Genomic DNA, 25202 nt, shown 5'->3' with positions numbered 1-25202 from the left:
CGGCCTCACCGCTCGGTGAGCTTCAGCTCGATGCGCCGGTTGCGGCGATAGGCATCCTCGCCCTCGCCGACGTCGAGCGGCTGGAACTCGCCGAAGCCCGCCGCGAGCAGGCGCTGCGGGGCGACGCCCTTGCCGGCGAGATACAGCACCACCGAGATGGCGCGCGCGGCCGAGAGCGCCCAGTTCGACTTGAACTCGCCCGCCCCCGACAGCGGGCGTTTGTCGGTGTGACCGTCGACGCGCAGCACCCAGGGAATGTCGGGAGGGATCTCGCGCGAGAGGTCGAGGAGCGCTGTCGCGAGCTTGTCGAGCTCCGCCTGTCCCTCCGGCCGAAGCACGGCCGAGCCCGTGTCGAAGAAGACCTCCGACTGGAAGACGAAGCGGTCGCCGACGACGCGAATGTCGGGGCGCGCGCCGAGGATCTGCCTGAGCCGCCCGAAGAAGTCCGAGCGGTAGCGCGCGAGCTCCTGCACGCGCTGGGCGAGCGCGACATTGAGCCGGCTGCCGAGATCGGCAATGCGCGCCTGCGATTCCCGGTCGCGTGCCTCGGACGCGGCCAGGGCGTCTTCGAGGGCCGCGAGCTGGCGGCGCAGGGCGGCAAGCTGCTGATTGAGGAGTTCCACCTGCGCCAGCGCGCGCGCCGACACCTGCTTCTCGGCGTCAAGCCGGGTGGCGAGCTCGCCCGCGCGTGCAGTCGCGGCGGCGCCGGCGGAGGTGCCGGTGTCGAGGAGGCCCTGCAGGCGGTTCTTCTCCGCCTCGCTGCTCTGCAGGGACGACTGCAGGAGGGCAAGGTTCTCCTCGAGCTGCCGCTTGCTCGACTTCTCGAGGGCGAGAAGGTCGGTGAGCTCGGCGATCTGGCGGTTGAGTCTCTGCAGCGCCGTCTCCTTGCCGGTGATCTCCTGGGCCAGGAAGAACTGCGCCATCATGAAGACAGAGAGCAGGAAGACGATGGCGAGCAGCAGGGTCGACAGGGCGTCGACGAAGCCCGGCCAGTAATCGACCCGGCGGTGCGAGCGTTGGACGCGGCCGAGCGCCATGAAAGCCACTCCGGCTCAGTCGATGCGCTCGCGCTCGGCGGCGAGCCGCTCGAGCAGGCGCTTGATTTCGCGCTGCTGGCCGGCCTGCGCCTCCACCCAGTCGCGGATGAGCTGCTGTTCGCTGCGCATGTGCTGCACGAGGCCCTGGATGCCCTCGGCGAGATTGGCCATGGCGTGCGTCGCGGCGCGGCCGCTCTGGCCCTCGTTGAGCGCGCTGGCGAGCCGCTCGAGGGCAGCGGAGATGTCCGGGCCGGCGACAGCCCCCCGCAGCGCCGACGGCGCGTCGAGCGCAACATCGGCCACCGTCGTGGCGAGCCAGTCCTCGAGCTCGGTATAGAAGCGGTTCTGCGCCTGGCCGGCCTGCAGGTCCATGAAGCCGAGGACGAGCGAGCCGGCGAGGCCGAAGAGCGAGGCCGAGAACGACAGGCCCATGCCGCCGAGCGGCGCCGCAAGGCCGCTCTTCAGCTCGTCGAAGAGCACGCCCGCCTCCGCGCCCGTGCGCATCGACTGGATGACCTTGCCGACCGAGCCCACCGTGTCGATGAGGCCCCAGAAGGTGCCGAGGAGGCCGAGGAAGACGAGGAGCCCGGCGAGGTAGCGCACGATGTCGCGCCCCTCGTCGAGGCGGGCGGCGATGGAATCGAGGATCGAGCGCAGGGTGACGGTGGACACGACCGTGCGCCCCAGGCGGTGGCCGAGCAGGGCAGCCATGGGGGCGAGCAGGATCGGCGTGGACGTGACGGCGATGCCGTCGTCCGCCCGCCGTGCGCTATTGACCCAGCGGACCTCGCGGAAGAGCCGCACCACCTGGCGCACGGCGAGCACGATGCCGATGAGCATCACGCCGAGGATGAGGCCGTTGAGGCCCGGATTGGCAAGGAAGGCCGCCCAGATCTGCCGGTAGAGCACCAAGGCAAGGAAGCCGACGAGGATCAGAAACACCGCCATGCGGACGAGGTAGATCCGCGGCGAGGAGAGTTTCATCGTGTCGTCGGCCGCCATGGTGGTCCGTCACGCCCTGAAAGCGCATTCCGATCCGATGTGACCGGAAGGCGCGTCCAATCTTGACGCATCAGGGCATCTCCGCTCATGCGGACCGTCGGTTCTGCGCCGAACCGGCGTCCACTTCGGCGGAGAATGCTCTGGTCGCGCAAACTCATGTTCGCCGCGGCTGGGGCGGCGATCAAGCGTGGAACACAGCTTGGTGGCGGGTTCGTGACGAATTACGCCTGATTTGCTGACTTCAGCACGGCAAGGAGATCGCGGTGGATCGCCTCGTTGCCGCAGGCGATGGTGCCCTTGCCGACCGCGTCGGCGCCGCCGTCGGCATCCGAGATGAAGCCGCCGGCCTCGCGGATGAGCACGATGCCCGCACCCACGTCCCAGGAGTTCAGGTCGCGCTCCCAGAAGCCGTCGAGGCGCCCGCAAGCGACATAGGCGAGGTCGAGCGCCGCCGCGCCCATGCGCCGCACCCCGGCGGTGCGCACGGACATCGCCGCGAGCTCGCGGATGAAGCGCGGATGGCCGGGCTTGCCGAGATGCGGAATGCCGCAGCCGATCACCGCCTCGTGCAGGGAGCGCCGGGCGGCGACGCGGATGCGACGGTTGTTGAGATAGGCGCCCTTGCCCTTCTCGGCGGCGAAGAGCTCGTCCTTGATCGGGTCGTAGACGATACCGGCGACGAACTGCCCGTCGCGCTCGAGGCCGACCGAGATGGCGAAGTGCGGGATGCCGTGCAGGAAATTCGTGGTGCCGTCGAGCGGGTCGATATGCCAGCGGTGTGTCGTGTCGGTGCCATCGACGTTGCCGCTCTCCTCCATGACGAAGCCGTAGCCGGGGCGGGCCTTCTCCAGCGCCTCGCGCAGGGCGGCTTCGGCCTTGCGGTCGGCGGCGGAGACGAAGTCGCCGGGGCCCTTGACGGCCACCTGCAGCGCCGACACCTCGCCGAAGTCGCGCTTGAGCGTGCGGGCGGCCTTCATGACGGCGTCCGTCATGACGGTGATGAGGGGGGAACGGATCATGTCGGTCTTTCGGCCTCTGGTGCTCCCGCGGGCGGGAGAGGGCGCGCTCAGTCGGCGCGCCGGACGTAGGTGATTTCGTTGGTGTCGACGACGACACGCTCGCCCGCCGTGATGAAGGGCGGCACGAGGATGCGCAGGCCGTTCTCGAGCCTGGCGGGCTTGTAGGAGGAGGCGGCCGTCTGCCCCTTGAGGACGGGATCGGCCTCGATGATGGCGAGCGTCACCTGGTCGGGCAGGCGGATGCCGATCGGGCGGTCGCCGTGCATCTGCAGCGTGACCTTCATGCCGTCCTGGAGGAAGGCGGCGCGCTCGCCGACGAAGTCCTCGGCAAGCTCGATCTGCTCGTAGGTCTCATCGTTCATGAAGACGAGCTGCGTACCTTCCTTGTAGAGGTACTGGAAGTCGCGGTATTCGAGCTCGATCTGCTCGACGCGCTCGTCGGAGCCGAAGCGATTGTTGAGCTTGCGGCCGTCGACGAGGTTCTTCAGCTCGACCTGGTTGTAGGCCGGTCCCTTGCCGGGCTTGACGGACACCGTCTTGACGGCGGCCCACAGGCCGCCCTCGTGCTCGATGACCATGCCCGGCCGGATCTCGTTGCCGTTGATCTTGGCCATGGGAAAGAACCTTCTCGCGGCCTGTCGGCCGCGGGCTTCTGGGATTGCTCCGTGATGTGCCCGGTGGGGCGGCGCCCGTCAAGGCTCGCCGGCGAGGCGCTCGTGCGCATCGGGTTCGCGATGCCTCCGGTCCGACGGGTCAGTTGCCGATGAGGGCAAGATCATTGGACCGGCGGCGGGCGAGGTCCTCCGCCTTCTGGCGCTCGGCCGGGGTCAGGCCTTTGAGTGCGTCGTCGAGCCAGGTGTCGGCGAGCCCCTGGCCGGCGGCGAGGATGTGCCAGGAGGCAGCCTCGACGAGGTTGCGGGGCAGCCCGCGCCCGGCAGCGAGGATGCGGGCGAGCCGGTTCTGCGCGATGGCGTTGCCGCGTGCCGCGGCGCTGGCGAAGAGGCGCGCCGCCGCCGTCTCGTCGCGCGTCGTGCCCTCGCCGTTGAAGAGCATGATGGCGTATTCGACCTGCGCGGCGATGTGGCCGTTGCCGGCAGCCCGGCTCATCCAGATGGCCGCCTCCACCGGGTCCTTGTTCACTCCGCGGCCCTCGCGCATCAGGACGGCGAGCGCATATTGCGCGTCCGCCACCTCCATCTCGGCGGCGCGGGTGACGAGCGTCGCCGCGCGCTTCATGTCCTCGGGCTTGCCGCGGCCGATGAGCACGACGGCGAGATTGTAGGAGGCGAGCGGGTGGCCCTTGCCGGCCGCCTCCTCGAGGAGCGCGAGGCCCGCCTTCTCGTCCTTCGTTGCGCCGCGGCCCTGCAGCGTCAGCATGGCGAGGGCGAAGGTGGCGTCGGCATTGCCCTTGGCATGCGCCAGGCGGTACCAATCCGCCGCCTTGCCGGGATCCTGCGCCACGCCGAGGCCCTGGGCGTAGAGCTCGCCAAGGAGCGTCATGGCCACCGCGTCGTCGGGATTGCCGCCGAGGCGCGCCGTTGCCTCGCGCAGCGCCGTGACGTAGAGCCCGCGCTGGTAGGCGCCGTACGCGAGGTCGGCTTTGGGGTCGGGCAGTGTCGGGATGTCGACGGCCGGCGCGATTGCGGGGCCGCCGGCCGCGGGCGGGGCTTCGGCGCCCGGCAGCAGCCGCAGCTGGGCCGTCGGCGGTTCGGCTGCCGGCGCTTGTGCGTGAGCGGGCGCCAGACCGAGCACCAGCACCATCGCGATGCCCGGTAAGCTCCGTCGCAGCCGTCTCATCGGGCCGGAACCTCCACCTTGCCGATGGCGGCGAGCGCTTGGCTCACTGCCGCCGCGGGGCCCTCGGGATGCGCCCAGACGGCATCGCCAAGGGCCACGAACTCGGCGCCCGTGGCGGCCAAATCCGCCACCGCGTCCAGCGTCGGTGCGAAGGCGACGCAAGGCACCGCGAAGATCTCCGCCCACCACCGCGCCCGCTCGGCTACCTCGGCGAGAGGTGGCATCCAGCCGTCCGGGCGCGGCTCGCCGAACATGAGGTAGTCGGCTTCCGTCTCCCCGGCGAGCATCGCATCGTGCTTCGACTTCAGCCCGCCGGCGCCGACGATGCGCTCGGGCTTCGCCGCCTCAAGGGCAGCGCGCAGGGCGTCTGGCCCGCCGGAAACGTGCACGCCATCCGCCCCGCCCCGGATGGCGACGACCGGCCCGGCCTCGACGATGACGGCCGTGCCCTTGTCCTGAGCCACCGGCGCCAGCGCCTTGACGCGCTTGATCTGCGCACGCTCGTCGGCCGCGGCGAGCCTGAGGAGCACAGCCGCCACGTCGCCAGCGCCACAGGCCTCGGCGAGCGCGGCCGTGAAGGCCTCCGCATCGGCGATCGGGGGCGTCACGAGATAGAGGCGGCAGGTGGGCTCGGTCATGGTCGGTCTCGGGGCAGCGGCTCGCAACGGGCGGCGGCAGAATCGCGCCCCCGCTCCAATCTCGCACCTCGGCCGGCAGCGCAAGGCGCTCATGGATGACGATCGGGTCGAGAGCGTGGCGCGGGCCGCGCCGGGCAAAGAAAAAGGGGGCCCCGAAAGGCCCCCTTGCGCGTCTGGCGCGACGATGCGCGCTCAGTTGATCTTGGGGTCGAGCGCGCCGTCACGGTAGCGTTTCGCCATGTCGGCGAGCGCGATCGGCTTGATCTTGCCGGCTTGGCCTGCGGTGCCGAACTCCTCGAAGCGCTGCTTGCACAGCTTCGTCATCGCCTCCATGGCGGGCTTGAGATACTTGCGCGGATCGAACTCGCCCGGGTGCTCCTGCAGGATCCGGCGGATCTGTCCGGTCATCGCCATGCGGTTGTCCGTGTCGATGTTGATCTTGCGCACGCCGTGCTTGATGCCGCGCTGGATCTCCTCGACCGGCACGCCCCAGGTCTGGGGCATCTTGCCGCCGTACTTGTTGATGATGTCCTGCAAGTCCTGCGGCACGGAGGAGGAGCCGTGCATGACGAGATGCGTGCCGGGCAGGCGACGGTGGATCTCCTCGATGACGTGCATGGCGAGGATGGCGCCGTCCGGCTTGCGCGTGAACTTGTAGGCGCCGTGCGACGTGCCCATGGCGATGGCGAGCGCGTCGACCTTCGTCTCCTTGACGAACTTGACCGCCTCGTCCGGGTTCGTGAGGAGCTGGTCGTGGCTCAGCTTGCCCTCGGCGCCGTGGCCGTCCTCCTTGTCGCCCATGCCGGTCTCGAGCGAGCCGAGCACGCCGAGCTCGCCCTCCACCGACACACCGCCCCAATGGGCCATGTCGACGACCTTCCTGGTGATACTGACGTTGTAGTCCCAGTCGGCCGGCGTCTTGCCGTCCTCCTTCAGCGAGCCGTCCATCATCACGGAGGTGAAGCCGTGCTGGATGGCGGTCATGCAGGTGGCTTCGTTGTTGCCGTGGTCGAGATGCATGCACACCGGGATATGCGGGTAGATCTCGACGAGGGCGTCGATGAGCTTCGCCAGCACCACGTCGTTGGCGTACTGCCGCGCGCCACGGCTCGCCTGGATGATCACCGGCGCATCGGCGGCGTCGGCCGCTGCCATGATGGCGAGGCCCTGCTCCATATTGTTGATGTTGAAGGCCGGGACGCCATAGCCGTGCTCGGCGGCGTGGTCGAGCAGTTGACGAAGGGTGATGCGAGCCACGTTGGTTCTCCGCGGGGACTGGCGGCGGTCGCCCCCTGGCGGCCGCCGTCTCGAGCTGGATTTACCGGTTGCGCAGGGCCTCGACTCCCGGCAGGGCCTTGCCCTCGAGCCATTCGAGGAAGGCGCCGCCCGCGGTCGAGACGTAGCTGAAGTCGTCGGCGACGCCGGCATGGTTCAGTGCCGCCACCGTGTCGCCGCCGCCGGCGACCGAGAGGAGCTTGCCCTCGCGCGTACGCTGAGCCGCGTGCCGCGCGGCGTCCACCGTACCGCGGTCGAAGGGCTGGAGCTCGAAGGCGCCGAGCGGGCCGTTCCACACGAGCGTGGCGGCATCGTCGATGGCCGCGCGCACACGCTCCGCCGACTGCGGCCCGACGTCGAGGATCATGCCCGTCTCCGGCACGGCGTCGAGGCCGCAGGCGCGGTTGGGCGCATTCGCCTCGAACTTCTCCGCCACCACGGCGTCGACCGGCAGGATGATGGCGCAGTTCGTCTCCCGCGCCCGGTCGAGGATGCGCCGTGCCGTGTCGGCGAGGTCCTTCTCGGCGAGCGACTTGCCGATGCCGACGCCCTGCGCGTGCAGGAATGTGTTCGCCATGCCGCCGCCGATGACGAGCGCGTTCACCTTGCCGACGACATTCTCGAGAAGCTCGATCTTGGTCGATACCTTCGCCCCGCCGACCACGGCAACCACCGGCCGCCTGGGCTGCTCCAGCGCCTTGCCGAGGGCCTCGAGCTCGGCCTGCATCGTGCGCCCGGCGAAGGCGGGCAGCAGGTGGGCGAGCCCTTCCGTCGAGGCATGGGCGCGGTGGGCGGCGGAGAAGGCGTCGTTGACATAAACGTCGCCGTTGGCGGCGAGCGCGCGCACGAAGGCCGGATCGTTCGCCTCTTCCCCGGCATGGAAGCGCGTGTTCTCGAGGAGCAGCACCGCGCCGTCCGCAAGCCCCGCGACCGCCGCGGCCGCGGCCTCGCCGATGCAGTCGTCCGCGAAGGCGACCGGCCGGCCGAGATGCTCGGCAACTGCAGCAGCCACGGGCTTCAGGCTGTCCTCGGCCACGCGCTTGCCCTTCGGCCGGCCGAAATGGGCAAGGAGGATGACCTTGCCGCCCTTGTCCGCGATCTCGCGGATCGTCGGCAGCACGCGCTCGATGCGCGTGGCGTCCGTGACGCGGCCGTTCTCCATCGGCGCGTTGAGGTCGACGCGGACGAGGACGCGCTTGCCCCTGAGGTCGGCGTCGTCGAGCGTGCGGAAGGTCATCGGGCGATCACTCCGGGCAGCAGGCTGAGAAGCGCGATGGTGAAGGTCGAGGAGAGTACGGCTGCGAGGACGGCGGTCGCGATCAGCGCGGCGAAGCCGGGCTTGCGGCGCACCTGCTGCGACACATAGGCCACTTCCTGGCGCAGCGCCGTGAGCTCCGCCTGCTTGGCGAACTCGCCCGACTTGCTCATCGAGGCTTCGACCACGTCCTCGACGCGCTTCAGCAGCGTCTCGGACCGGGCGAACTTCTCCTCGATGCGCGCCGTCTTCTCCTCGATGCGGAAGAGCTGGTCGAGCCCCGCGCGCTCGGTGGCGGTCGCCGGCTTCGGCGCAGGGGTGGATGCGGGAGGTGGGGGCGGCGGGGCTGCTGCCGTCGCGACGACCTTCGGATCGGCGGCCGGGGCGGGTTCGATCACCGGCTCGATGCGGGTGTTCGTCGTGGCGTCGCTCATGGTCCTGCCTCGCCGCTCTCCGGTCCGAACGATGCGAAACGGGCGCGGACGGGGAACCGTCCGCGCCCGTTCCGCTTCAGATGAGCTTGCCCATGGCGACGGCGGTGTCGGCCATGCGGTTCGAGAAGCCCCATTCGTTGTCGTACCACGACATGACGCGCACCAGCGTGCCGTCCATGACCTTCGTCTGGTCGAGGGCGAAGGTGGAGGAGTGGGGGTCGTGGTTGAAGTCGACCGAGACGTTCGGCACCGCCGTGAAGCCGAGGATGCCCTTCAGCTCCTGGGCGGCAGCGCGCTTGATCGCCTCGTTGATCTCGTCCTTCGTGGTTGCGCGCTTGGCGACGAACTTGAAGTCGATCACCGACACGTTCGGCGTCGGCACGCGGATCGAGACGCCGTCGAGCTTGCCGTTGAGCTCCGGCAGCACGAGGCCCACCGCCTTGGCCGCGCCGGTCGAGGTCGGGATCATCGACAGCGCCGCCGCGCGGCCGCGGTAGAGATCCTTGTGCATCTGGTCGAGCGTGGGCTGGTCGTTGGTGTAGGCGTGCACCGTCGTCATGAAGCCCTTCTCGATGCCCACTGCGTCGTTGAGCACCTTGGCGACCGGCGCTAGGCAGTTCGTCGTGCACGAGGCATTGGAGACGACGAGGTGGTCCTTCGTCAGCTTGTCGTGGTTGACGCCGTAGACGACCGTGAGGTCGGCGCCGTCGGCCGGGGCCGAGACGAGGACGCGCTTGGCACCGGCATCGAGATGGGCCTTGGCCTTGTCCCTGGCCGTGAAGATGCCGGTGCACTCGAGGGCGATGTCGACGCCGAGCTCCCTGTGCGGCAGCTCGGCCGGGTTCTTGATGGCAGTCACCTTGATGGGGCCGCGGCCGACGCTGATGGTGTCGCCGTCGACGGTTACTTCGTGCGGGAAGCGGCCGTGCACGGAATCGAAGCGCAGCAGGTGGGCATTCGTCTCGACCGGGCCGAGATCGTTGATGGCGACGACCTCGATGTCCTTGCGGCCGCTCTCGATGATGGCGCGCAGCACGTTACGCCCGATGCGCCCGAACCCGTTGATGGCTACCCGAACCGCCATGGTTGTCCACTCCCTCGAACGATGCGCCGCGATGACACGGCGCTTTCGGCGAAACTGAGGCGAGGCGCCCCGCCGCTCAGGCGTTGTGCCTCGCGAGAACCTTGTCGGCCACCGCTTCCGCCGTGATGCCGAAATAGGTGTAGAGGTCCTTGTAGGGCGCCGAGGCGCCGAAGCCCGTCATGCCGACGAAGAGGCCCTCCTCGCCGATCACCGCATCCCAACCGAAGCGCACCGCGGCCTCGACCGCGACCTTGATCGGCGCCTTGCCGATGACGGCGCTGCGCAGGTCGTCGGGCTGTTCGAGGAAAAGCTCGAGGGAAGGCACCGAGACGACGCGTGCCGGTACGCCGCGCTCCTTGAGCAGCGCCTGGGCGGCGAGCGCGATCTCCACCTCCGAACCGGAGGCGAAGATGCTTGCCATGGCCTCGCTGTTGGCCGGCGAGAGCTCATAGGCGCCGACGGCGCAGCGGTTCCGAGCGCCGGCCTCCCGGCGCACCGTCGGCAGGTTCTGGCGCGTGAGGGCAAGCACGGTTGGCCCGTCCTTACGTTCGAGCGCGAGCTGCCAGCACTCCGCGGTCTCCACGGCGTCCGCCGGGCGGAAGACGCGCATGTTGGGGATGGCGCGCAGCGCCGCCAGATGTTCCACCGGCTGGTGCGTGGGCCCGTCCTCGCCGAGGCCGATCGAATCGTGCGTCATCACGTAGATCGCCTGTGCCCCCATGAGGGCAGCGAGCCGCATCGACGGGCGGGCGTAATCGGTGAAGACGAGGAAGGTGCCGCCGGCCGGCACGTAGCCGCCGTGCAGTGACAGGCCGTTCATGGCTGCGGCCATGCCATGCTCGCGGATGCCGTAGTGGATGTAACGGCCTGTGAAGTCACCGGGGGCGATCGCCTTCAGGTTCTTGGTGCGCGTGTTGTTCGACGGCGTGAGGTCCGCCGAGCCGAGGACGAGTTCGGGCACCGCTTCGGTGATGACTTCAAGCGCCATCTCGCTCGCCTTGCGCGTGGCGACCGTCGGCGCCTCGGCGGCGAGCCTCTCCTTCAGTCGTGCCATGGCCTCGCCGAGCCCGGCGGGGCGCAGGCCTGCGTGGCGCCGCGCGAACTCGGCGGCGCGGTCTGCGGGCGCGGCCGCGAGGCGGCGCTCCCAGGCCTCGCGCAGGCCGCGGTTGCGCTTGCCGATGGCGGCCCAGGCGGCGCGAATGTCCTCCGGCACCTCGAAGGGGCCGTGCGGCCAGCCGAGTGCGGCCTTGGCGCCGGCGAGTTCCTCGGCGCCGAGCGGCTCGCCGTGGGCCTTGGAGGTGCCCGCCTTCTTCGGCGCGCCGAAGCCGATGGTGGTGCGGCAGGCGATGAGCGTCGGCCGGTCGGCCTTGCGCGCCTCGGCGATGGCGCCGGCGATCGCCTCGGGATCATGGCCGTCGACGCGCACCGCCCGCCAGCCAGCCGCCTCGAAGCGCTTGAGCTGGTCGACCGAGTCGGCGAGCGACAGCGGCCCGTCGATGGAGATGCCGTTGTCGTCGAAGAGGACGATGAGGCGGCCGAGCTTGAGGTGCCCGGCGAGCGCGATCGCCTCCTGGCTGACGCCCTCCATGAGGTCGCCGTCCGAGGCGAGCACGTAGGTGTAATGGTCCACGAGATCGTCGCCGAACTCGGCATTGAGCATGCGCTCGGCGAGCGCCATGCCCACCGCGTTGGCAATGCCCTGGCCGAGCGGCCCGGTCGTCGTCTCGATCCCTGCGGTGACGAAGTTCTCCGGATGGCCGGGGGTCTTCGAGCCGAGCTGGCGGAAGCGCTTCAGCTCGTCGAGCGTCATCTCGGCGTTGCCCGTCAGGTGCAGCAGGGCATAGATCAGCATCGAGCCGTGCCCGGCCGAGAGTACGAAGCGGTCGCGGTCAGGCCAGCGCGGTTCGGCGGCGTCGAACTTCAGGAAGCGCGAGAAGAGGACGGTCGCGATGTCTGCCGCGCCCATGGGCAGGCCGGGATGTCCCGACTTGGCCTCTTCCACAGCGTCCATGGCGAGGGCGCGCAGGGCATTGGCAAGACGGTCGTGCTCGACGGGAGGGATCACTGAGATTGTTCCGAACGCTCGTAACCGGGAGGCCGTCCCCGGACGCGCGTCGCCGGTGGACAAGGCCGCCGGTCCCGCGGTCGCGAAGGGCGCGGGCTTGATAGCAGCTAGGCTTTGCGAGTCAATGCGACGAGAATTGACGGGCGATTCCGGCCGCAGCACTGTGCGGGGCAACGGGGCCGACGGGATGCGTGAGGACGCGACATGACGCTCGAGGATGCGCTGAAGCGGCTCGACGCCGCCATCGGCTCGCTCGAGAGGGCCGCGAACCGAAGGCTCGAGGTCGAGCGCCGGCGCGGCGATCTCGAGACGGAGCTCGCCCTGATGCAGGACGACCGTTCGCGGCTCGCCGTCGAGCTCGACGGTACGCTCGCGCGGCTCGGCCGTCTCGAGGCCGCGGCCGACGACGTCGGCCAGCGGGTGGAGCGTGCCATGGGGGCGGTGCGCGGCATTCTGGCGCGCGCCGGTCAGGCGGCCGGCTGAACGCCGCCGCGACGGCTCCGGACGCGGGGCTCGGCAGGCGGCCGGGCGAGGTTGATTGACGTCGTTGCCGACGCGGCGGAAGGGTGACGCCCGCCGGCCGTCGATCCACTCGGAACGGGAAAGGACCCAACATGCCCCAGGTCACCGTGACCATCGCCGGGCGTCAGTACCGCATGGCCTGCGGCGAGGGCGAGGAGGTGCATATCGAGGGCCTCGCCGGCATGCTCGACGGCCGCATCGGCGAGCTGCGCCAGGCCTTCGGCGAGATCGGCGACATGCGCCTGCACGTCATGGCGGCGCTGACCATCGCCGACGAACTGTCGGAGGCGCGCAACGGCATCGGCCGCCTCGAGGCGGAGATCGCGGCGCTCAAGAGCGCCGTCGGCGCCGGGGACGAACGCATGGGCGAGGTCGAGGCGCAGGTGGTGGCCGCCGTCGTCGCGGCGGCCGAGCGCATCGAGCGGATCGCGAAGAGCCTCAACCCCGCACCCGTCACCGGCTGAGCCGGCCGGGCCGCATGACGCAGGGGAGGGCCGCGGTTTCCTCTAGCAATCCGCCGGGCCGTGGCCTAACTTGATGCTGCGGGGCTGCGGGGTGCGTCAGGAGAACTTATCCCCGGGCCTTATCGATCCTAACGGGAGCTGTTCCTGACCGGGTCCGTGGACTCGGACAAACGGCGCCCACCTACGCTGTAGGTTTCCCGGGATCGACCCTCCGACGGCTTTTGTGGCTCCGCAGCTGTCCCCTCCGTCGCCAGCCGAAAGCGCTCCTTGGCACTGTCCGCGGCTTCCCCCTCGAAGAAGGCTCATGTGCGCCGCGCCGCGCTGGCGCGACGCGACGCATTGGCGCTCGACGTCGACGCGGTCCTGGAAGCCGTCGAGGCGCTCACCGAGCGCGCCTTGGCGCTGCCGGATCTCGCGGGCGAGGGGCCGGTGGCCGGTTACTGGCCGATCCGCGGCGAGATGGATCCGCGCCCCGTGCTGGAGGCGCTCTCCCGCCGCGGCGTGCCCACGGCCCTGCCAGCGATCGACGCAGGCGAGCTCGTGTTCCGCGCCTGGACGCCGTGGGAGCCCGTCGGGCCGGTCGGTTTCGGCACGCTCGGCCCCCTGCCGTCGGCGCCGGAGGTTGTGCCGCGCGTTCTCCTCGTGCCGGTGGCCGCCTTCGACCGTGCCTGCCATCGCCTCGGCTACGGCAAGGGCTTCTACGACCGGGCCATCGCGCGCCTCGCGGCCACGGGCCCGCTTCTTGCCGTCGGCATCGCCTATGCGGCGCAGGAAGTCGCGACGGTGCCGCTCGAGGATCACGACCGGCGGCTTGACGTGATCGTCACGGAACGCGAAGTGATCCGGCCGGCGGCCTGAAGGCCGCCGGGTCCGCACGAGGTCTCCATGCGTCTTCTCTTTCTCGGCGACGTCGTCGGCCGCCCGGGCCGCAACGCCGTCGCGGATCACCTGCCGCGCCTGCGCGAGCGCTGGGCGCTCGATCTCGTCATCGTCAACGGCGAGAATGCGGCAGGCGGCTTCGGTATCACCGAGGCGATCTGCGACGATCTCCTCGCCGCCGGCGCCGACGTGGTGACGCTCGGCAACCATTCCTTCGACCAGCGCGAGGCACTCGTCTTCATCGAGCGCCAGCCGCGGCTCCTGAGGCCCGCGAACTATCCGGCCGGCACGCCTGGGCGGGGCATCACCCTCGTCGAGGCGCGCAACGGCGCACGGGTTCTTGTCGTCAACGTCATGGGGCGGCTGTTCATGGATCCGCTCGATGATCCCTTCGCCCTCGTCGACCGCGAACTTGCCCAGTGCCCCCTGCGCGAGATGTGCGACGCCGCGGTCATCGACATCCACGCCGAGGCGACCAGCGAGAAGCAGGCGCTCGCCCATTTCGTAGACGGGCGGGCAAGCCTTGTCGTCGGCACGCACACTCACGCACCGACGGCCGATGAGCGCATCCTGCCCGGCGGCACGGCCTTCATGTCGGACGCAGGCATGTGCGGCGACTACGATTCCATCCTCGGCATGCAGCACGAGGAGGCGGTGCGCCGCTTCGTGCAGAAGACGCCCGGCTCGCGCCTCGAGGCGGCCACCGGCGAGGGCACCCTCTCGGGCGTCGCCGTCGAGACCGACGACCGCACCGGGCTCGCGCTGAAGGTCGCCGCCGTGCGCATCGGCCCGCATCTGACGCCCTCGCTGCCGGCATTCTTCGAGAGCTGATCGGCGGCACGGTCGCCGCGCATCTTGCGGCGCCACATCGCGCCTTTCTGGATTTTCGACCCCGGCGGCATTATAAGGCCGCACTTCTTCGAGCCGGGTGGAGTGACGATGGCGGGCCTCTCGGGCACCGCTCCCCGGCCCATACGAGGATCCCATGGCCGGACATTCGCAGTTCAAGAACATCATGCACCGCAAGGGGAAGCAGGACGCGGTGCGCTCCAAGCTCTTCTCCAAGCTCGCCCGAGAAATCACCGTCGCGGCGAAGCTCGGCCTGCCCGATCCGAACATGAACCCGCGGCTGCGCGCGGCGGTCTTCGCCGCCCGGGCCGAGAACATGCCCAAGGACAACATCGAGCGCGCCATCAGGAAGGCGGTCGGCGGCGAGGGTGAGAACTACGACGAGATCCGCTACGAGGGCTACGGGCCGGGCGGCGTCGCCGTCATCGTCGAGGCGATGACCGACAATCGCAACCGCACCGCTTCCGACGTGCGCTCCTACTTCACCAAGAGCGGCGGCAATCTCGCCGAGACGGGCGCCGTCTCCTTCATGTTCGACCGCGTCGGCCTCGTCGAGTTCGACGCCAAGGTTGCCTCGGCCGACGACATGCTGGAGGCCGCGATCGAAGCCGGCGCCGACGATGTCGCATCGAGCGAGGACGGCCACGAGGTCTATTGCGACCAGGGTTCCCTCAACGAGGTGGCGAAGGCGCTGGAGGCGAGGTTCGGCGAGCCGCGCAAGGCCAGGCTCGTGTGGAAGCCGCAGAACACCGTCTCGGTCGACGACGAGACGGGCGAGAAGCTCCTGCGCCTCATGGAGACGCTCGAGGAGCACGACGACGTACAGAACGTCTACGCCAATTTCGAGATCTCCGACGCCCTGATGGCCAAGATGAGCGCCTGATGGGCGCCGACGCCCCGGCGAGGCACCGCCGGCGCCGGGGCGATGCACTGGTCGTTCGCCCTTTGTTCGGGTAGACCGGTGGCATGACGAAGCCCGCGATTCGCATCCTCGGTATCGACCCCGGCCTGCGCAAGACGGGCTGGGGTGTGGTGGTTTGCGAGGGCACACGGCTTGCCTTCGTCGCCTGCGGCTGCGTGACGTCGAGCGACAAGCTGCCGCTCGCCGAGCGCCTGCGGGAGCTGCACGACGGGCTTTCGGCCATCGTGTGCGAGCACGGGCCGGATGAGGTGGCGGTGGAGGAGACCTTCGTCAACAAGGACGCGCAGGCGACCCTGAAGCTCGGCCACGCCCGCGCCGTGGCGCTGCTCGTGCCGGCGCTCGCCGGATTGCCGGTCGCCGAATATGCGGCCAATCTCGTGAAGAAGACGGTGGTCGGCATCGGCCACGCGGAGAAGGCACAGGTCCTCGCCATGGTGCGCGTGCTTCTCCCCAAGGCCGCGCCGGAGACGGCGGATGCGGCGGACGCGCTCGCCGTCGCCATCACCCACGCCCAGCACCGGCAGGCGCGGGCGCTGCGTGCGGCGGCCATGATGCGGGCGTGAGAGGGGGCGGGCGGCACCATGATCGGCAAGCTCAAGGGCGTCATCGACAGCTACGGCGAGGACAGCGTGATCCTCGACGTGCACGGCGTGGGCTATGTCGTGCACTGCTCGGCCCGCACCCTGCAGCGCCTGCCGGCGGTGGGGGAGGCGGCTGTCCTGTCGATCGACACGCATGTGCGCGAGGACATGATCCGCCTCTACGGCTTCCGCTCCGACGCGGAGCGTGAGTGGTTCCGCCTGCTGCAGACCGTCCAGGGCGTCGGCGCGAAGGTCGCGCTCGGCATCCTCTCGGCGCTCGAGCCGGCCGAGCTTGCCTCGGCCGTCGGCATGGGCGACAAGGCGGCGATCGCGCGCGCCCCCGGCGTGGGGCCGAAGCTCGCCGCCCGCCTCGTCGCCGAGCTCAGGGACAAGGCGCCGGTCTTCGGGACCGTCGATCCGGCGGTGATCCGCCTCTCGGATGCCGTCGCGGACAGGAACGCGCCGCAGCCCGTGGCGGATGCCGTCTCCGCCCTGGTCAACCTCGGCTACGCCCAGCCCCAGGCCTCCGCCGCGATTGCCGCCGCGCTGAAGCACGCGGGTGACGAGGCGCCGGCGCCGACGCTGATCCGGCTCGGTCTCAGGGAGCTCGCCCGGTGATGGCCATCATGATGTCCTGCGACCGCGTCAGGGGAAGAGAGGGCGCGGGGCCCGACAGCGCGCACCGCCACAGGCCGAACGAGCCGCGTGCGGGGAGGAACGGGATCGCCGTTCATGACGTAGACCAGCTGGAGCGAACCCAGTGACGCCCCCCCGCCGCCTCGTGACGCCCGAGAAGCGCGAGGACGACGCCGACGGCTCCTTGCGCCCGCTCGCTCTCGGCGAGTTCATCGGCCAGGCGCAGGCGCGCGCCAATCTCTCCGTCTTCATCGAGGCGGCGAAGACGCGCGGCGACGCGCTCGACCATGTGCTCTTCGTCGGTCCGCCCGGCCTCGGCAAGACGACGCTCGCCCAGATCGTGGCGCGCGAACTCGGCGTCAATTTCCGCTCGACCTCGGGACCGGTCATCGCCAAGGCCGGCGACCTCGCCGCCCAGCTCACCAATCTGGAAGAGCGCGACGTGCTCTTCATCGACGAGATCCACCGCCTCAATCCGGCGGTGGAGGAGATTCTCTATCCGGCGATGGAGGACTACCAGCTCGACCTCATCATCGGCGAGGGGCCGGCGGCGCGCTCGGTCAAGATCGACCTGCCGAAGTTCACCCTCGTCGGCGCCACGACCCGCCAGGGCCTCCTGACGACGCCGCTGCGCGACCGCTTTGGCATCCCGATCCGCCTGCAGTTCTACACGGTGGAAGAGCTGGAACTCATCGTGAAGCGCGGCGCGCGCGTCATCGGCATCGGCATGAGCGAGGACGGCGCCAATGAGATCGCCCGGCGCGCCCGTGGCACGCCGCGCATCGCCGGTCGCCTCCTGCGCCGCGTGCGCGACTTCGCCGTGGTCGAAGGCGCCGACACCGTGACACGCGCGATCGCCGACAAGGCGCTGAGACTTCTCGAGGTGGACGCTGCCGGCCTCGACCTCATGGATCGCCGCTACCTGTCGACCGTCGCGCTGTCCTTCGGTGGCGGGCCGGTCGGCATCGAGACGATCGCGGCGGCGCTCTCCGAGCCGCGCGACGCCATCGAGGAGATCATCGAGCCCTTCCTCATCCAGAAGGGCTTCGTGCAGAGGACGCCGCGCGGGCGCGTGCTGACGCCGCACGCCTTCCGCCATCTCGGCCTCTCCGAGCCGGCGCGCGAGAGCGTCCAGTTCGGCCTCTTCGCCGCGCAGGAAGGAGACGAGGATGCGTGAGGCGCCGCATTGGCCCCATCTCTCCGGCCGCCTGGAGGGCGACACGCACGTCCTGCCCGTGCGTGTCTATTACGAGGACACGGATTTCTCCGGCGTCGTCTACCACGCAAACTACCTGCGCTTTCTCGAGCGCGGGCGCACCGACTTCCTGCGCCTTGCGGGTGTCGCGCAGTCGGACCTGCACGCCGACGGCGAAGGGATGATCTTCGCGGTGCGGCGCATGACCATCGACTTTCTCTCGCCGGCGCGCATGGACGACGTGCTGGAGGTGGAGACGCGCACCGCCGAGCTGCGCGGCGCTTCCCTCGTCATCGCCCAGCGCATCCGCCGCGGCGAGGACGTGCTCGTCACCGCGGACGTGCGCGTCGCGGCCATCACCGGCGGGCGGCCGGTCCGCATTCCGGACCGCCTGCGGGCGATGCTGCGCCCGCCGGCGCAAGCAGCATCGACGGCTGCCGGAGAGTGATGTAAATCTCCTTAACATGAGCTGGAAAGGCAGTGGACGTGACGGTTCGCGCGGCTATCACCACGGCAACCTGCGGGAAGCCCTGGTGCGGGCGGCGCTGGAGCTGATCGCCGAGAAGGGGCCGTCCGGCTTCACCTTCGCCGAGGCTGCGCGCTGGGCGGGCGTCAGCCCGGCCGCGCCATACCGTCATTTCCGCGATCGCGACGAGCTTCTGGCCGACGTGGCGCTGCGCGGCTTCGAGCACTTCGAGGCGGCGCTGAGGCGCGCCTGGAACGACGGGCGGCCGGACCCCTCCACCGCCTTCGAGCGCATGGGCAAGGCGTATCTTGCCTTCGCCCGCGACGAGCAGGCCTATTATTCCGCCATGTTCGAGGCCGGTATCTCGCTCGATGCCGTGCCGGCGCTGAAGGCGGCAGGGGACCGCGCCTTCGCCGTGCTGCGCGAGGCTTCCGAAGCCCTCATCGCCACCCTGCCGGCAAAGGGCCGCCCGCCGGCGCTGATGATGGCGCTGCACGTCTGGGCCCTGTCGCACGGCATCGCCTCGCTCTTCGGCCGCGGCGACGCGGCACGCCGGGCCCTTCCGATGCCGGCCGAGGAGCTTCTGGAGGCCGGCGTGCTCATCTACCTCAGGGGCCTCGGCTTCGGCGAGGAGCAGGACGCGGCGCGGCCGGGTGCTTCGCCACCTTGAGATCTGCTTGACAGGGGGCGGAGGCGGGTCTATCCATGTAAATGTAATTAACATTCACCGGTGAGGCTGCCATGCCCATTGCCGAGAAACTGGACGAGTACGGGAAGGGCGCGTGGATCGCCCTCACGATCCTGGGATTCATTGCCTTCTGGCCCCTGGGGCTGGCGGTCCTCGCCTATGCAATCGGGAGCGGACGGATGGCCTGCGGCGGATACGAGCGTTACGAACAGAAGATGGCGCGCATGCAATCCAGGATGGATCGGCTGCGCAGCCGCATGGAGGGCAGGGGTGGCCGCTGGGGCGGCGGGCCCTGGGGCGGCCGGTGGGGCAACTGCTCCTGGGGCGGCACGCCTTCAAGCGGCAACCGCGCCTTCGACGAGTATCGCGCCGAAACGCTGCGCCGCCTCGAGGAGGAGCAGCGGGAGTTCCAGGAGTTCCTGGAGCGCCTGCGCTTCGCCAAGGACAAGACCGAGTTCGACCAGTTCATGGCCGAGCGCCGCAACCGCTCGCAGGGGCCCGAGGCGCCGCCCTCCGCCTGAACCGACCGCCTCCGTGACCACCCATCCCGGCGCCCGCCCGCAAGGCGGGCGCCTTTCCTTGTGCGCATCCTGCGCGACGAGATCGCCGCCGATATGGCGTGAAACCGATTCTCATGCCGGCGCCGCGAGGCGCGGCCGCGGGCCTCGCTAACCTCGCGTTAACCCTGACGGGCGCTTAACTGGCTCGAGCGGAATTGCTGGCCTGTTGTGCCGTGCGCCACCGCCGGACGCCCTCATTTCGACAGATTCGCGGGCGACTGACGGGCCCTGCGCGACACATCCGGCAATCGACCTCTGCCGCCATGGCCCCTGCCGGCGCCTGTTCGTCATCGTTTTGCGGGTTCTTCGCGGCGACGGGTCGCGCGTCCGTTTGGGAAAGGACTTTCGATGAATCCGGCTGACGTAGCGCAATCCGCCCTTCCGGCCGTGGGCTCGGAGATCTCCCTCTGGGGGATGTTCTGGCAGGCTCATCTCGTCGTGAAGCTCGTCATGCTCGGGTTGATAGGCGCCTCGGTGTGGTGCTGGGCCATCATTATCGACAAGACGCTGCTCTTTTCCCGCTCGCGCCGCGCCATGGACCGCTTCGAGGAGGTCTTCTGGTCCGGCCAGTCGCTGGAGGAGCTCTACCGCTCGCTCGCCAACCGCCCGGCGTCGGGCATGGCGGCCGTCTTCGTCGCGGCCATGCGCGAGTGGAAACGTTCCTTCGAGGGAGCGGGGCGCTCCGTCGCGAGCCTCTCGCAGCGCATCGACAAGGTGCTCGACGTCACCATCCAGCGCGAGGTCGAGCGGCTGGAATCGAAGCTCCTCGTGCTCGCCACCATCGGCGCCTCCTCGCCCTTCATCGGCCTCTTCGGCACGGTGTGGGGCATCATGACCTCCTTCCGCTCGATCGCGGCGTCGAAGAACACGAGCCTCGCCGTCGTCGCCCCCGGCATTGCCGAGGCGCTCTTCGCCACCGCCATTGGCCTCTTCGCCGCCATTCCCGCGGTCATCGCCTACAACAAGCTCCAGGCGGATGCCGCCAAGCAGCAGGCGCGCCTCGAGGGCTTCGCCGACGAGTTCTCGGCGATCCTCTCGCGCCAGATCGACGAGCGCATCGCCGCCTGAGGCGGCTGCTCACCGGAGGCACGGACGATGGGCATGTCCCTCGGAGCAGGAGCCAGGGCGGCAGGCGGGCGCAGGCGGCGCGGCCGCCGGCATTCCGCCATGGCCGAGATCAACATGACGCCGTTCATCGACGTCATGCTCGTGCTCCTCATCATCTTCATGGTCGCTGCGCCGATGCTCACCGTCGGCGTGCCGCTCGACCTGCCGCAGACGCAGGCCAAGCCCCTCAACATCGACCAGAAGCCGCTGACCCTTTCCGTCGACGACAAGGGGCAGGTCTTCCTCATGGAGACTGCGCTGAAGGACGAGGAGATCGTGCCGAAGCTCCAGGCCGTCGCCAAGGCCGGCGCCGAGGAGCGCATCTACGTGCGCGGCGCCAAGGCCGTGAACTACGGCCGCGTCGCCCAGGTCATGGCCCTCATCACGTCGGCCGGGTTCAAGAAGGTGGCGCTCGTCACCGAACAGGACCAGAAGGGCTGAGGTGACCGCCTTGCGCCTGCCCATCCGCTTCTCCAGGCAGGAACCGGGGCTCGTGGTGTCCGGCATCGGCCACGCGGCGATCCTGGTCGCGGGGCTCGTCGCCTTCGCCTCCGCGCCGCCCTTCCAGGACCACGAGGAGGCGGTGGCGGTCGACGTCGTGAGCGAGAGCGACCTGCGCGCCATGACCAAGGGCGAGCGCACGGCCAAGGAGGTGAAGCCCGAGCCGAAGCCGCGCGCCGACAAGCTGGCCGAGGTTGCCGAGGAGAAGCCGGCGCCGGCCGATTCCAAGCGCGACGTCCCCACTCCGCCGGCGCGCCGGGAGGTGCAGGCGCCCCAGGAGGACAAGCAGGCCGCCCCGCCCCAGCCGCCGCAGCGCCCGGAGCCACCGAAGCAGGAGGCGAAGGCCGAGCCGAAGCCCGAGCCGCCCAGGCCGGACCCGCCGAAGGAGGCCGAGGCCAAGCCCGAGCCGCCGAAGCGTCCCGAGCCGCCCAAGCCCGAGGAAAAGCCCGAGCCGAGAAAGGCCGAGCCGAAGCCGGAACCCAGGCCCGAACCGAAGCGCGAGGACATCGCCAAGCTCTTGGAGCGCGAGAAGCAGGAGGAGGCCAAGAAGGCCGCCGCGAAGCCCGTGGAGCCGGAGCGCAAGTTCAACCCGGCCGACATCGCCAAGCTCCTCGAGAGCAAGGACAAGGCGCAGAGCACCGGCTCGACCGGGCGGGAGGTCAACCGCACGGCCTCTCTCGGCACGCCGACGGGCAACGCGCCGAAGCTGTCCCTGTCGCAGCGCGATGCCCTCGGCAACCTGCTCAAGGAACAGCTCGCGAGCTGCTGGTCGCCCCCGATGGGTGCTGCCAACGCCAATGCCAAGCCGCAGGTGCGCATGAAGCTCAACCAGGACGGCTCCTTGATGGCCGAGCCGGTTGTCGCCAATTCGTCGGGCGATCCGGCCTTCCGCACGCTGGCGGACAGCGCGCTGCGCGCCGTGCGCCGCTGCGCGCCCTTCCGCATCCCGCCGCAATACATGCCGTACTACGCCGACTGGCGCGACTGGAACGTCACGTTTGACCCGAAGGAGTTCCTAGGCTGATCGCGGGCGACACGCTTTTGCCGTCTGAACCCGTCACAATTCCCGACAACACCTTCCCGCACTCCGATACGGCCCACCGACAGAACCGATCATGACATCGACCTTCGTCGCGCGCTTCGCGCTGCCGCTCTTCGCTGCGCTGACACTCGGCCCGCTCGCCGCCGCCCCCGCCAGTGCCGAGATCTCGATCACGCTCGACCGCGCCAATTTCCAGCCCCTGCCGATCGCAATCACGGATTTCGGCGGCGAGGCGGATCTCGGCCAGAAGATCGCCGGTGTGATCAGCGCCAATCTGAAGCGTTGCGGCTATTTCGCGCCGATCGATCGGAACGCCTTCATCGATCGGGCCGCGAATTTCGATGCCGCGCCGCAGTTCGAGTCGTGGAAGGCGATCAACGCGCAGGCGCTCGTCACCGGGCGCATCACGCGGGACAACTCCGGGCGCCTCAAGGCCGAGTTCCGGCTGTGGGACACGTTCAGCGGCCAGCAGCTCACGGGCCAGCAGTACTTCACCGATCCGAACAACTGGCGCCGCATCGCCCACATCATCTCGGATGCGATCTTCCAGCGCATCACCGGCCTCAAGGGCTTCTTCGACACCAAGATCGTCTTCGTCGACGAGTCGGGCCCGAAGGAGAACCGCCGCAAGCGCCTCGCCATCATGGATCAGGACGGCGCCAACCTGCGCTACCTGACGCGCGGCGAGGACCTTGTGGTGACGCCGCGCTTCTCGCCGGTGGCGCAGGAAATCACCTACATGTCGCAGAAGACCGGCGCGCAGCCGCACGTCAATCTGCTCAATATCGAGACGGGCCAGCGCGAGATCGTGGGCAACTTCCCGGACATGACGTCGAGCCCGCGCTTCTCGCCGGACGGCCAGCGCGTGGTCATGAGCCTGCAGCAGGGCGGCAACGCCAACATCTACATGATGGACCTGCGCTCGCGCACCACGACGCGGCTGACCTCCTCGAACGCCATCGACACCTCGCCGTCCTTCTCGCCGGACGGCTCGCAGATCGTCTTCGAGTCCGACCGTGGCGGCGCCCAGCAGATCTACGTCATGAGCGCGGCCGGGGGCGAGGCGCGGCGCGTGTCCTTCGGGGACGGCTCCTACGCCCAGCCGGTCTGGTCGCCGCGCGGCGACTACATCGCCTTCACCAAGCGCAAGGCGGGCGGCTTCGCCATCGGCATCATGAAACCGGACGGCTCGGGCGAACGCATTCTCACGGAAGGCTTCCACAACGAGTCGCCGGCCTGGGCCCCGAACGGCCAGTTCATCATGTTCTACCGCGATCCGGGCGGCCAGAGCGGCGGCAAGCTCTACATGGTGGACATCACCGGCCGTGTCGAGGCGCCGGTGCCGACGACGTCCTTTGCCTCCGACCCGGCCTGGTCGCCGCTGCTCACCGAGTTGCGCTGAGGACACGGGTGGGGCGCGGGCACGGTCTTGCCGCCCTGTCGTCCGATTTACGCCCGATTAACCTCACTAACAGCTTTCCCGCGTGTGTTGCGTTTCGAGCGGCGGCGTCAACCACTCGTCAAGGTTGACGGACCATTCGTTGATGTCGATCGCGTTGGGCAGAACGGCTCGCGTCCCGTCGGGAGCGAGGCCGTCAAGGGAGTGATGATGATGTCTTCGGTTTTCGCGCCGCGCAGCGTCAGGATCGCAGCGGCATTCGTCGCCGCGCTGACGCTGGCGGCCTGCTCGTCGAACAAGGATCAGGCCGGTATGGCCGGCGGACTGGGTGCGGGCGGTGCGGCCACGCCGGGTTCGGCGCAGGACTTCGTCGTCAACGTCGGCGACCGCGTCTTCTTCGAGACGGACTCGACCGATCTGACGCCGACCGCCATCGCCACGCTCGACAAGCAGGCGCAGTGGCTGAGCCAGTATCCAAAGTACACCTTCGTCGTCGAAGGCCACGCCGACGAGCGCGGCACGCGCGAGTACAACTTCTCGCTCGGTGCCCGCCGCGCCCAGACCGTGCGCGACTATCTCGCCTCGCGCGGCATCCAGGCCTCGCGCATGCGCACCGTCTCCTACGGCAAGGAACGGCCGGTGGCCGTGTGCAACGACATCTCCTGCTGGTCGCAGAACCGGCGCGTGGTGACGGTGCTCGACGCCGGCGCCGGCTTCTGAAGCCGGCGGCGACGCCGCAAGGCACAGCCGGCCACCGCGCCCGCGTGGAAGCCATATTTTGGCCGCGACCGCCCGGTTGTCCTAACGTGCGGCGACCGGAGCGGTCGCCCCGGCTTCGAGACGTTGAGATGTTTGCCCGCCGATTGTCCCTGTTTGCCGTCGCCGCGGCGCTGCTGCTCGCCGGCGCCTTGGCCTCCGGGCCCACCTCCGCGCAGGATGCGGCCGAACTCTTCGTGCGCCTGAACCGCCTGGAAGGCCAGATGCGCGAGATGTCGGGCCGCATGGAGCAGCTCCAGTACGAGAACCGCCGCCTGCAGGAGCAGCTCAAGCGCTTCCAGGAGGATGTCGAGTTCCGTTTCCAGGAACGGGCCGGCTCCTCGGGCGCGCCCCCGGCCCAGCCCCGCAACCAGCGGCGCGGCGACGCCTTCGACCCCTCCGGAGCCCCGGGCGCGCCCGGGGCTCCGCAGCCGCTCGGCTCGACGCGCGCCGCCTCGGCGACGCCCGGTGCCGCGTCCACCGGCGGCGTCGCCGTCATGGATGAGGGGGAGGGGGAACTCGCCCCGCCGCTCCCCCGATCGGCGCCCCGCGACATCGGCACGCTGGCGCGCGAGGTCGCTGCGCCGCCCGGACCGCGCAGCGGGCCGAGCATCGCCGCCACCGGGTCCGCCGACCCCCGGCAGGACTACGACGTCGCCATGGGCCTCCTGCAGCAGAAGCAGTACGAACAGGCGGAGATGAGCTTCCGCCAGTTCCTGCAGTCGCATCCGCGCGACAAGCTCGTGCCGGAGGCGACCTACTGGCTCGGCGAGAGCTATGCCGCGCGCGGGCGCCATCGCGAGGCGGCCGAGCAGTTCCTCAAGGTTACCACCGACCATCCCAAGGCCGGCCGGGCGCCGGAGAGCCTCCTGAAGCTCGGCATGTCGCTCAATGCCATCGGCGCGCGCGAACAGGCCTGCGCCACCTATGGCGAGATCGCCCGCAAATATCCCCAGGCCGCCGCCGGCCTGAAGGCGAGCGTCGAGCGCGAGCAGCGCCGCGCCAAGTGCTGACGCTCGCGGCCCGTCG

General features: G+C 69.8%; 28 protein-coding genes and 1 other RNA gene. 18 read left to right on the top strand and 11 right to left on the bottom strand.

Translation table 11 applies throughout. From position 1 onward, the window contains the following. Nucleotides 1–5: 5 nt before the first annotated feature. The 11 genes from QNA08_RS08470 to tkt form a co-directional block, all read right to left on the bottom strand. Nucleotides 6–1037 carry a peptidoglycan -binding protein gene (locus QNA08_RS08470; RefSeq protein WP_283740258.1) on the bottom strand — a complete coding sequence of 344 codons (1032 nt, stop codon included), beginning with the start codon at nt 1035–1037 and terminating at the stop codon, nt 6–8. A gap of 15 nt (nt 1038–1052) precedes the next feature. Beyond that, complete coding sequence (locus QNA08_RS08465; RefSeq protein WP_283740257.1) at nt 1053–2039, bottom strand: flagellar motor protein MotA; 987 nt, start codon at nt 2037–2039, stop codon at nt 1053–1055. A 221-nt stretch (nt 2040–2260) separates the two neighbouring features. Beyond that, nucleotides 2261–3058, bottom strand: a complete 798-nt coding sequence (locus QNA08_RS08460; protein ID WP_283740256.1) for an inositol monophosphatase family protein — start codon at nt 3056–3058, stop codon at nt 2261–2263. Between the two features lie 47 nt (nt 3059–3105). After that, the gene (efp, locus tag QNA08_RS08455; RefSeq protein ID WP_283740255.1) at nt 3106–3672 is read right to left on the bottom strand and encodes an elongation factor P; all 567 of its coding nucleotides are present in this window, start codon (nt 3670–3672) and stop codon (nt 3106–3108) included. A 139-nt stretch (nt 3673–3811) separates the two neighbouring features. Continuing rightward, complete coding sequence (locus tag QNA08_RS08450) at nt 3812–4855, bottom strand: tetratricopeptide repeat protein (RefSeq protein WP_283740254.1); 1044 nt, start codon at nt 4853–4855, stop codon at nt 3812–3814. Then, nucleotides 4852–5493 (bottom strand): thiamine phosphate synthase, encoded by a 642-nt coding sequence (locus tag QNA08_RS08445; RefSeq protein ID WP_283740253.1) that lies wholly within the window; start codon nt 5491–5493, stop codon nt 4852–4854. Before QNA08_RS08445 ends, QNA08_RS08450 begins: the two co-directional genes overlap by 4 nt. A gap of 192 nt (nt 5494–5685) precedes the next feature. Next, the gene (gene fba / locus QNA08_RS08440; RefSeq protein ID WP_283740252.1) at nt 5686–6750 is read right to left on the bottom strand and encodes a class II fructose-bisphosphate aldolase; all 1065 of its coding nucleotides are present in this window, start codon (nt 6748–6750) and stop codon (nt 5686–5688) included. A gap of 61 nt (nt 6751–6811) precedes the next feature. After that, nucleotides 6812–8005, bottom strand: coding sequence for a phosphoglycerate kinase (locus QNA08_RS08435; RefSeq protein WP_283740251.1), 1194 nt, complete (start codon nt 8003–8005; stop codon nt 6812–6814). Next, nucleotides 8002–8457, bottom strand: a complete 456-nt coding sequence (locus tag QNA08_RS08430; protein ID WP_283740250.1) for a hypothetical protein — start codon at nt 8455–8457, stop codon at nt 8002–8004. The genes QNA08_RS08435 and QNA08_RS08430 overlap by 4 nt, the downstream gene beginning before the upstream one ends. A gap of 76 nt (nt 8458–8533) precedes the next feature. Further along, nucleotides 8534–9541, bottom strand: a complete 1008-nt coding sequence (gap, locus tag QNA08_RS08425; protein WP_283740249.1) for a type I glyceraldehyde-3-phosphate dehydrogenase — start codon at nt 9539–9541, stop codon at nt 8534–8536. 76 nt (nt 9542–9617) lie between these two features. Then, entirely contained in the window at nt 9618–11603 is a 1986-nt protein-coding gene (gene tkt / locus QNA08_RS08420; protein WP_283740372.1) for a transketolase, read from the bottom strand. Nucleotides 11604–11810: 207 nt separating this feature from the next. Between tkt and QNA08_RS08415 the strand changes: the two genes are divergently transcribed. The 18 genes from QNA08_RS08415 (at nt 11811) to ybgF (ending at nt 25186) form a co-directional block, all read left to right on the top strand. Continuing rightward, nucleotides 11811–12089 (top strand): DUF4164 domain-containing protein, encoded by a 279-nt coding sequence (locus tag QNA08_RS08415; protein WP_283740248.1) that lies wholly within the window; start codon nt 11811–11813, stop codon nt 12087–12089. Between the two features lie 131 nt (nt 12090–12220). Beyond that, entirely contained in the window at nt 12221–12592 is a 372-nt protein-coding gene (locus QNA08_RS08410; protein ID WP_283740247.1) for a cell division protein ZapA, read from the top strand. Nucleotides 12593–12670: 78 nt separating this feature from the next. After that, nucleotides 12671–12826: non-coding RNA, 6S RNA (gene ssrS / locus QNA08_RS08405), on the top strand. Between the two features lie 33 nt (nt 12827–12859). Continuing rightward, entirely contained in the window at nt 12860–13450 is a 591-nt protein-coding gene (locus tag QNA08_RS08400) for a 5-formyltetrahydrofolate cyclo-ligase (protein ID WP_283740246.1), read from the top strand. 27 nt (nt 13451–13477) lie between these two features. Then, nucleotides 13478–14302: a TIGR00282 family metallophosphoesterase gene (locus QNA08_RS08395; protein ID WP_283740245.1), complete on the top strand. Its 825-nt coding sequence runs from the start codon at nt 13478–13480 to the stop codon at nt 14300–14302. A 154-nt stretch (nt 14303–14456) separates the two neighbouring features. Next, nucleotides 14457–15203 carry a YebC/PmpR family DNA-binding transcriptional regulator gene (locus tag QNA08_RS08390; RefSeq protein ID WP_283740244.1) on the top strand — a complete coding sequence of 249 codons (747 nt, stop codon included), beginning with the start codon at nt 14457–14459 and terminating at the stop codon, nt 15201–15203. 83 nt (nt 15204–15286) lie between these two features. Next, nucleotides 15287–15805, top strand: a complete 519-nt coding sequence (gene ruvC, locus QNA08_RS08385) for a crossover junction endodeoxyribonuclease RuvC (RefSeq protein ID WP_283740243.1) — start codon at nt 15287–15289, stop codon at nt 15803–15805. 18 nt (nt 15806–15823) lie between these two features. Further along, nucleotides 15824–16441 (top strand): Holliday junction branch migration protein RuvA, encoded by a 618-nt coding sequence (ruvA, locus tag QNA08_RS08380; protein WP_283740242.1) that lies wholly within the window; start codon nt 15824–15826, stop codon nt 16439–16441. Nucleotides 16442–16583: 142 nt separating this feature from the next. Next, on the top strand, nt 16584–17636 hold the full coding sequence (gene ruvB / locus QNA08_RS08375; RefSeq protein WP_283740241.1) for a Holliday junction branch migration DNA helicase RuvB: 1053 nt from the start codon (nt 16584–16586) through the stop codon (nt 17634–17636). After that, nucleotides 17629–18102: a tol-pal system-associated acyl-CoA thioesterase gene (ybgC, locus tag QNA08_RS08370; protein WP_283740240.1), complete on the top strand. Its 474-nt coding sequence runs from the start codon at nt 17629–17631 to the stop codon at nt 18100–18102. Before ruvB ends, ybgC begins: the two co-directional genes overlap by 8 nt. 16 nt (nt 18103–18118) lie before the next feature. Then, nucleotides 18119–18790 (top strand): TetR/AcrR family transcriptional regulator, encoded by a 672-nt coding sequence (locus QNA08_RS08365; RefSeq protein WP_283740239.1) that lies wholly within the window; start codon nt 18119–18121, stop codon nt 18788–18790. Nucleotides 18791–18861: 71 nt separating this feature from the next. Next, complete coding sequence (locus QNA08_RS08360) at nt 18862–19329, top strand: DUF2852 domain-containing protein (RefSeq protein ID WP_283740238.1); 468 nt, start codon at nt 18862–18864, stop codon at nt 19327–19329. A 387-nt stretch (nt 19330–19716) separates the two neighbouring features. Next, entirely contained in the window at nt 19717–20436 is a 720-nt protein-coding gene (gene tolQ / locus QNA08_RS08355) for a protein TolQ (RefSeq protein ID WP_283740237.1), read from the top strand. Nucleotides 20437–20463: 27 nt separating this feature from the next. Then, entirely contained in the window at nt 20464–20916 is a 453-nt protein-coding gene (tolR, locus tag QNA08_RS08350) for a protein TolR (protein WP_283740236.1), read from the top strand. A gap of 1 nt (nt 20917) precedes the next feature. Further along, entirely contained in the window at nt 20918–22000 is a 1083-nt protein-coding gene (locus tag QNA08_RS08345) for an energy transducer TonB (RefSeq protein WP_283740235.1), read from the top strand. Nucleotides 22001–22091: 91 nt separating this feature from the next. Continuing rightward, on the top strand, nt 22092–23420 hold the full coding sequence (tolB, locus tag QNA08_RS08340) for a Tol-Pal system beta propeller repeat protein TolB (RefSeq protein ID WP_283740234.1): 1329 nt from the start codon (nt 22092–22094) through the stop codon (nt 23418–23420). A 210-nt stretch (nt 23421–23630) separates the two neighbouring features. After that, on the top strand, nt 23631–24137 hold the full coding sequence (gene pal / locus QNA08_RS08335; RefSeq protein WP_283740371.1) for a peptidoglycan-associated lipoprotein Pal: 507 nt from the start codon (nt 23631–23633) through the stop codon (nt 24135–24137). 128 nt (nt 24138–24265) lie between these two features. Next, complete coding sequence (gene ybgF / locus QNA08_RS08330) at nt 24266–25186, top strand: tol-pal system protein YbgF (RefSeq protein WP_283740233.1); 921 nt, start codon at nt 24266–24268, stop codon at nt 25184–25186. Nucleotides 25187–25202 lie beyond the last annotated feature (16 nt).

It is taken from the genome of Chelatococcus albus (assembly GCF_030067675.1).
GTDB lineage: Bacteria > Pseudomonadota > Alphaproteobacteria > Rhizobiales > Beijerinckiaceae > Chelatococcus_A > Chelatococcus_A albus.
Note: the sequence above shows the minus strand (reverse complement) of the source record. Positions and strands in the feature narration are given on the sequence as shown.

Coding starts and splice junctions, on each gene's coding strand:
- QNA08_RS08470 (WP_283740258.1), bottom strand. CDS start 1,037: ATGGCGCTCGGCCGCGTCCAACGCTCGCACCGCCGGGTCGATTACTGG.
- QNA08_RS08465 (WP_283740257.1), bottom strand. CDS start 2,039: ATGGCGGCCGACGACACGATGAAACTCTCCTCGCCGCGGATCTACCTC.
- QNA08_RS08460 (WP_283740256.1), bottom strand. CDS start 3,058: ATGATCCGTTCCCCCCTCATCACCGTCATGACGGACGCCGTCATGAAG.
- efp (WP_283740255.1), bottom strand. CDS start 3,672: ATGGCCAAGATCAACGGCAACGAGATCCGGCCGGGCATGGTCATCGAG.
- QNA08_RS08450 (WP_283740254.1), bottom strand. CDS start 4,855: ATGAGACGGCTGCGACGGAGCTTACCGGGCATCGCGATGGTGCTGGTG.
- QNA08_RS08445 (WP_283740253.1), bottom strand. CDS start 5,493: ATGACCGAGCCCACCTGCCGCCTCTATCTCGTGACGCCCCCGATCGCC.
- QNA08_RS08435 (WP_283740251.1), bottom strand. CDS start 8,005: ATGACCTTCCGCACGCTCGACGACGCCGACCTCAGGGGCAAGCGCGTC.
- QNA08_RS08430 (WP_283740250.1), bottom strand. CDS start 8,457: ATGAGCGACGCCACGACGAACACCCGCATCGAGCCGGTGATCGAACCC.
- gap (WP_283740249.1), bottom strand. CDS start 9,541: ATGGCGGTTCGGGTAGCCATCAACGGGTTCGGGCGCATCGGGCGTAAC.
- QNA08_RS08415 (WP_283740248.1), top strand. CDS start 11,811: ATGACGCTCGAGGATGCGCTGAAGCGGCTCGACGCCGCCATCGGCTCG.
- QNA08_RS08410 (WP_283740247.1), top strand. CDS start 12,221: ATGCCCCAGGTCACCGTGACCATCGCCGGGCGTCAGTACCGCATGGCC.
- QNA08_RS08395 (WP_283740245.1), top strand. CDS start 13,478: ATGCGTCTTCTCTTTCTCGGCGACGTCGTCGGCCGCCCGGGCCGCAAC.
- QNA08_RS08390 (WP_283740244.1), top strand. CDS start 14,457: ATGGCCGGACATTCGCAGTTCAAGAACATCATGCACCGCAAGGGGAAG.
- ruvC (WP_283740243.1), top strand. CDS start 15,287: ATGACGAAGCCCGCGATTCGCATCCTCGGTATCGACCCCGGCCTGCGC.
- ruvA (WP_283740242.1), top strand. CDS start 15,824: ATGATCGGCAAGCTCAAGGGCGTCATCGACAGCTACGGCGAGGACAGC.
- ybgC (WP_283740240.1), top strand. CDS start 17,629: ATGCGTGAGGCGCCGCATTGGCCCCATCTCTCCGGCCGCCTGGAGGGC.
- QNA08_RS08365 (WP_283740239.1), top strand. CDS start 18,119: ATGAGCTGGAAAGGCAGTGGACGTGACGGTTCGCGCGGCTATCACCAC.
- QNA08_RS08360 (WP_283740238.1), top strand. CDS start 18,862: ATGCCCATTGCCGAGAAACTGGACGAGTACGGGAAGGGCGCGTGGATC.
- tolQ (WP_283740237.1), top strand. CDS start 19,717: ATGAATCCGGCTGACGTAGCGCAATCCGCCCTTCCGGCCGTGGGCTCG.
- tolR (WP_283740236.1), top strand. CDS start 20,464: ATGGGCATGTCCCTCGGAGCAGGAGCCAGGGCGGCAGGCGGGCGCAGG.
- tolB (WP_283740234.1), top strand. CDS start 22,092: ATGACATCGACCTTCGTCGCGCGCTTCGCGCTGCCGCTCTTCGCTGCG.
- pal (WP_283740371.1), top strand. CDS start 23,631: ATGTCTTCGGTTTTCGCGCCGCGCAGCGTCAGGATCGCAGCGGCATTC.
- ybgF (WP_283740233.1), top strand. CDS start 24,266: ATGTTTGCCCGCCGATTGTCCCTGTTTGCCGTCGCCGCGGCGCTGCTG.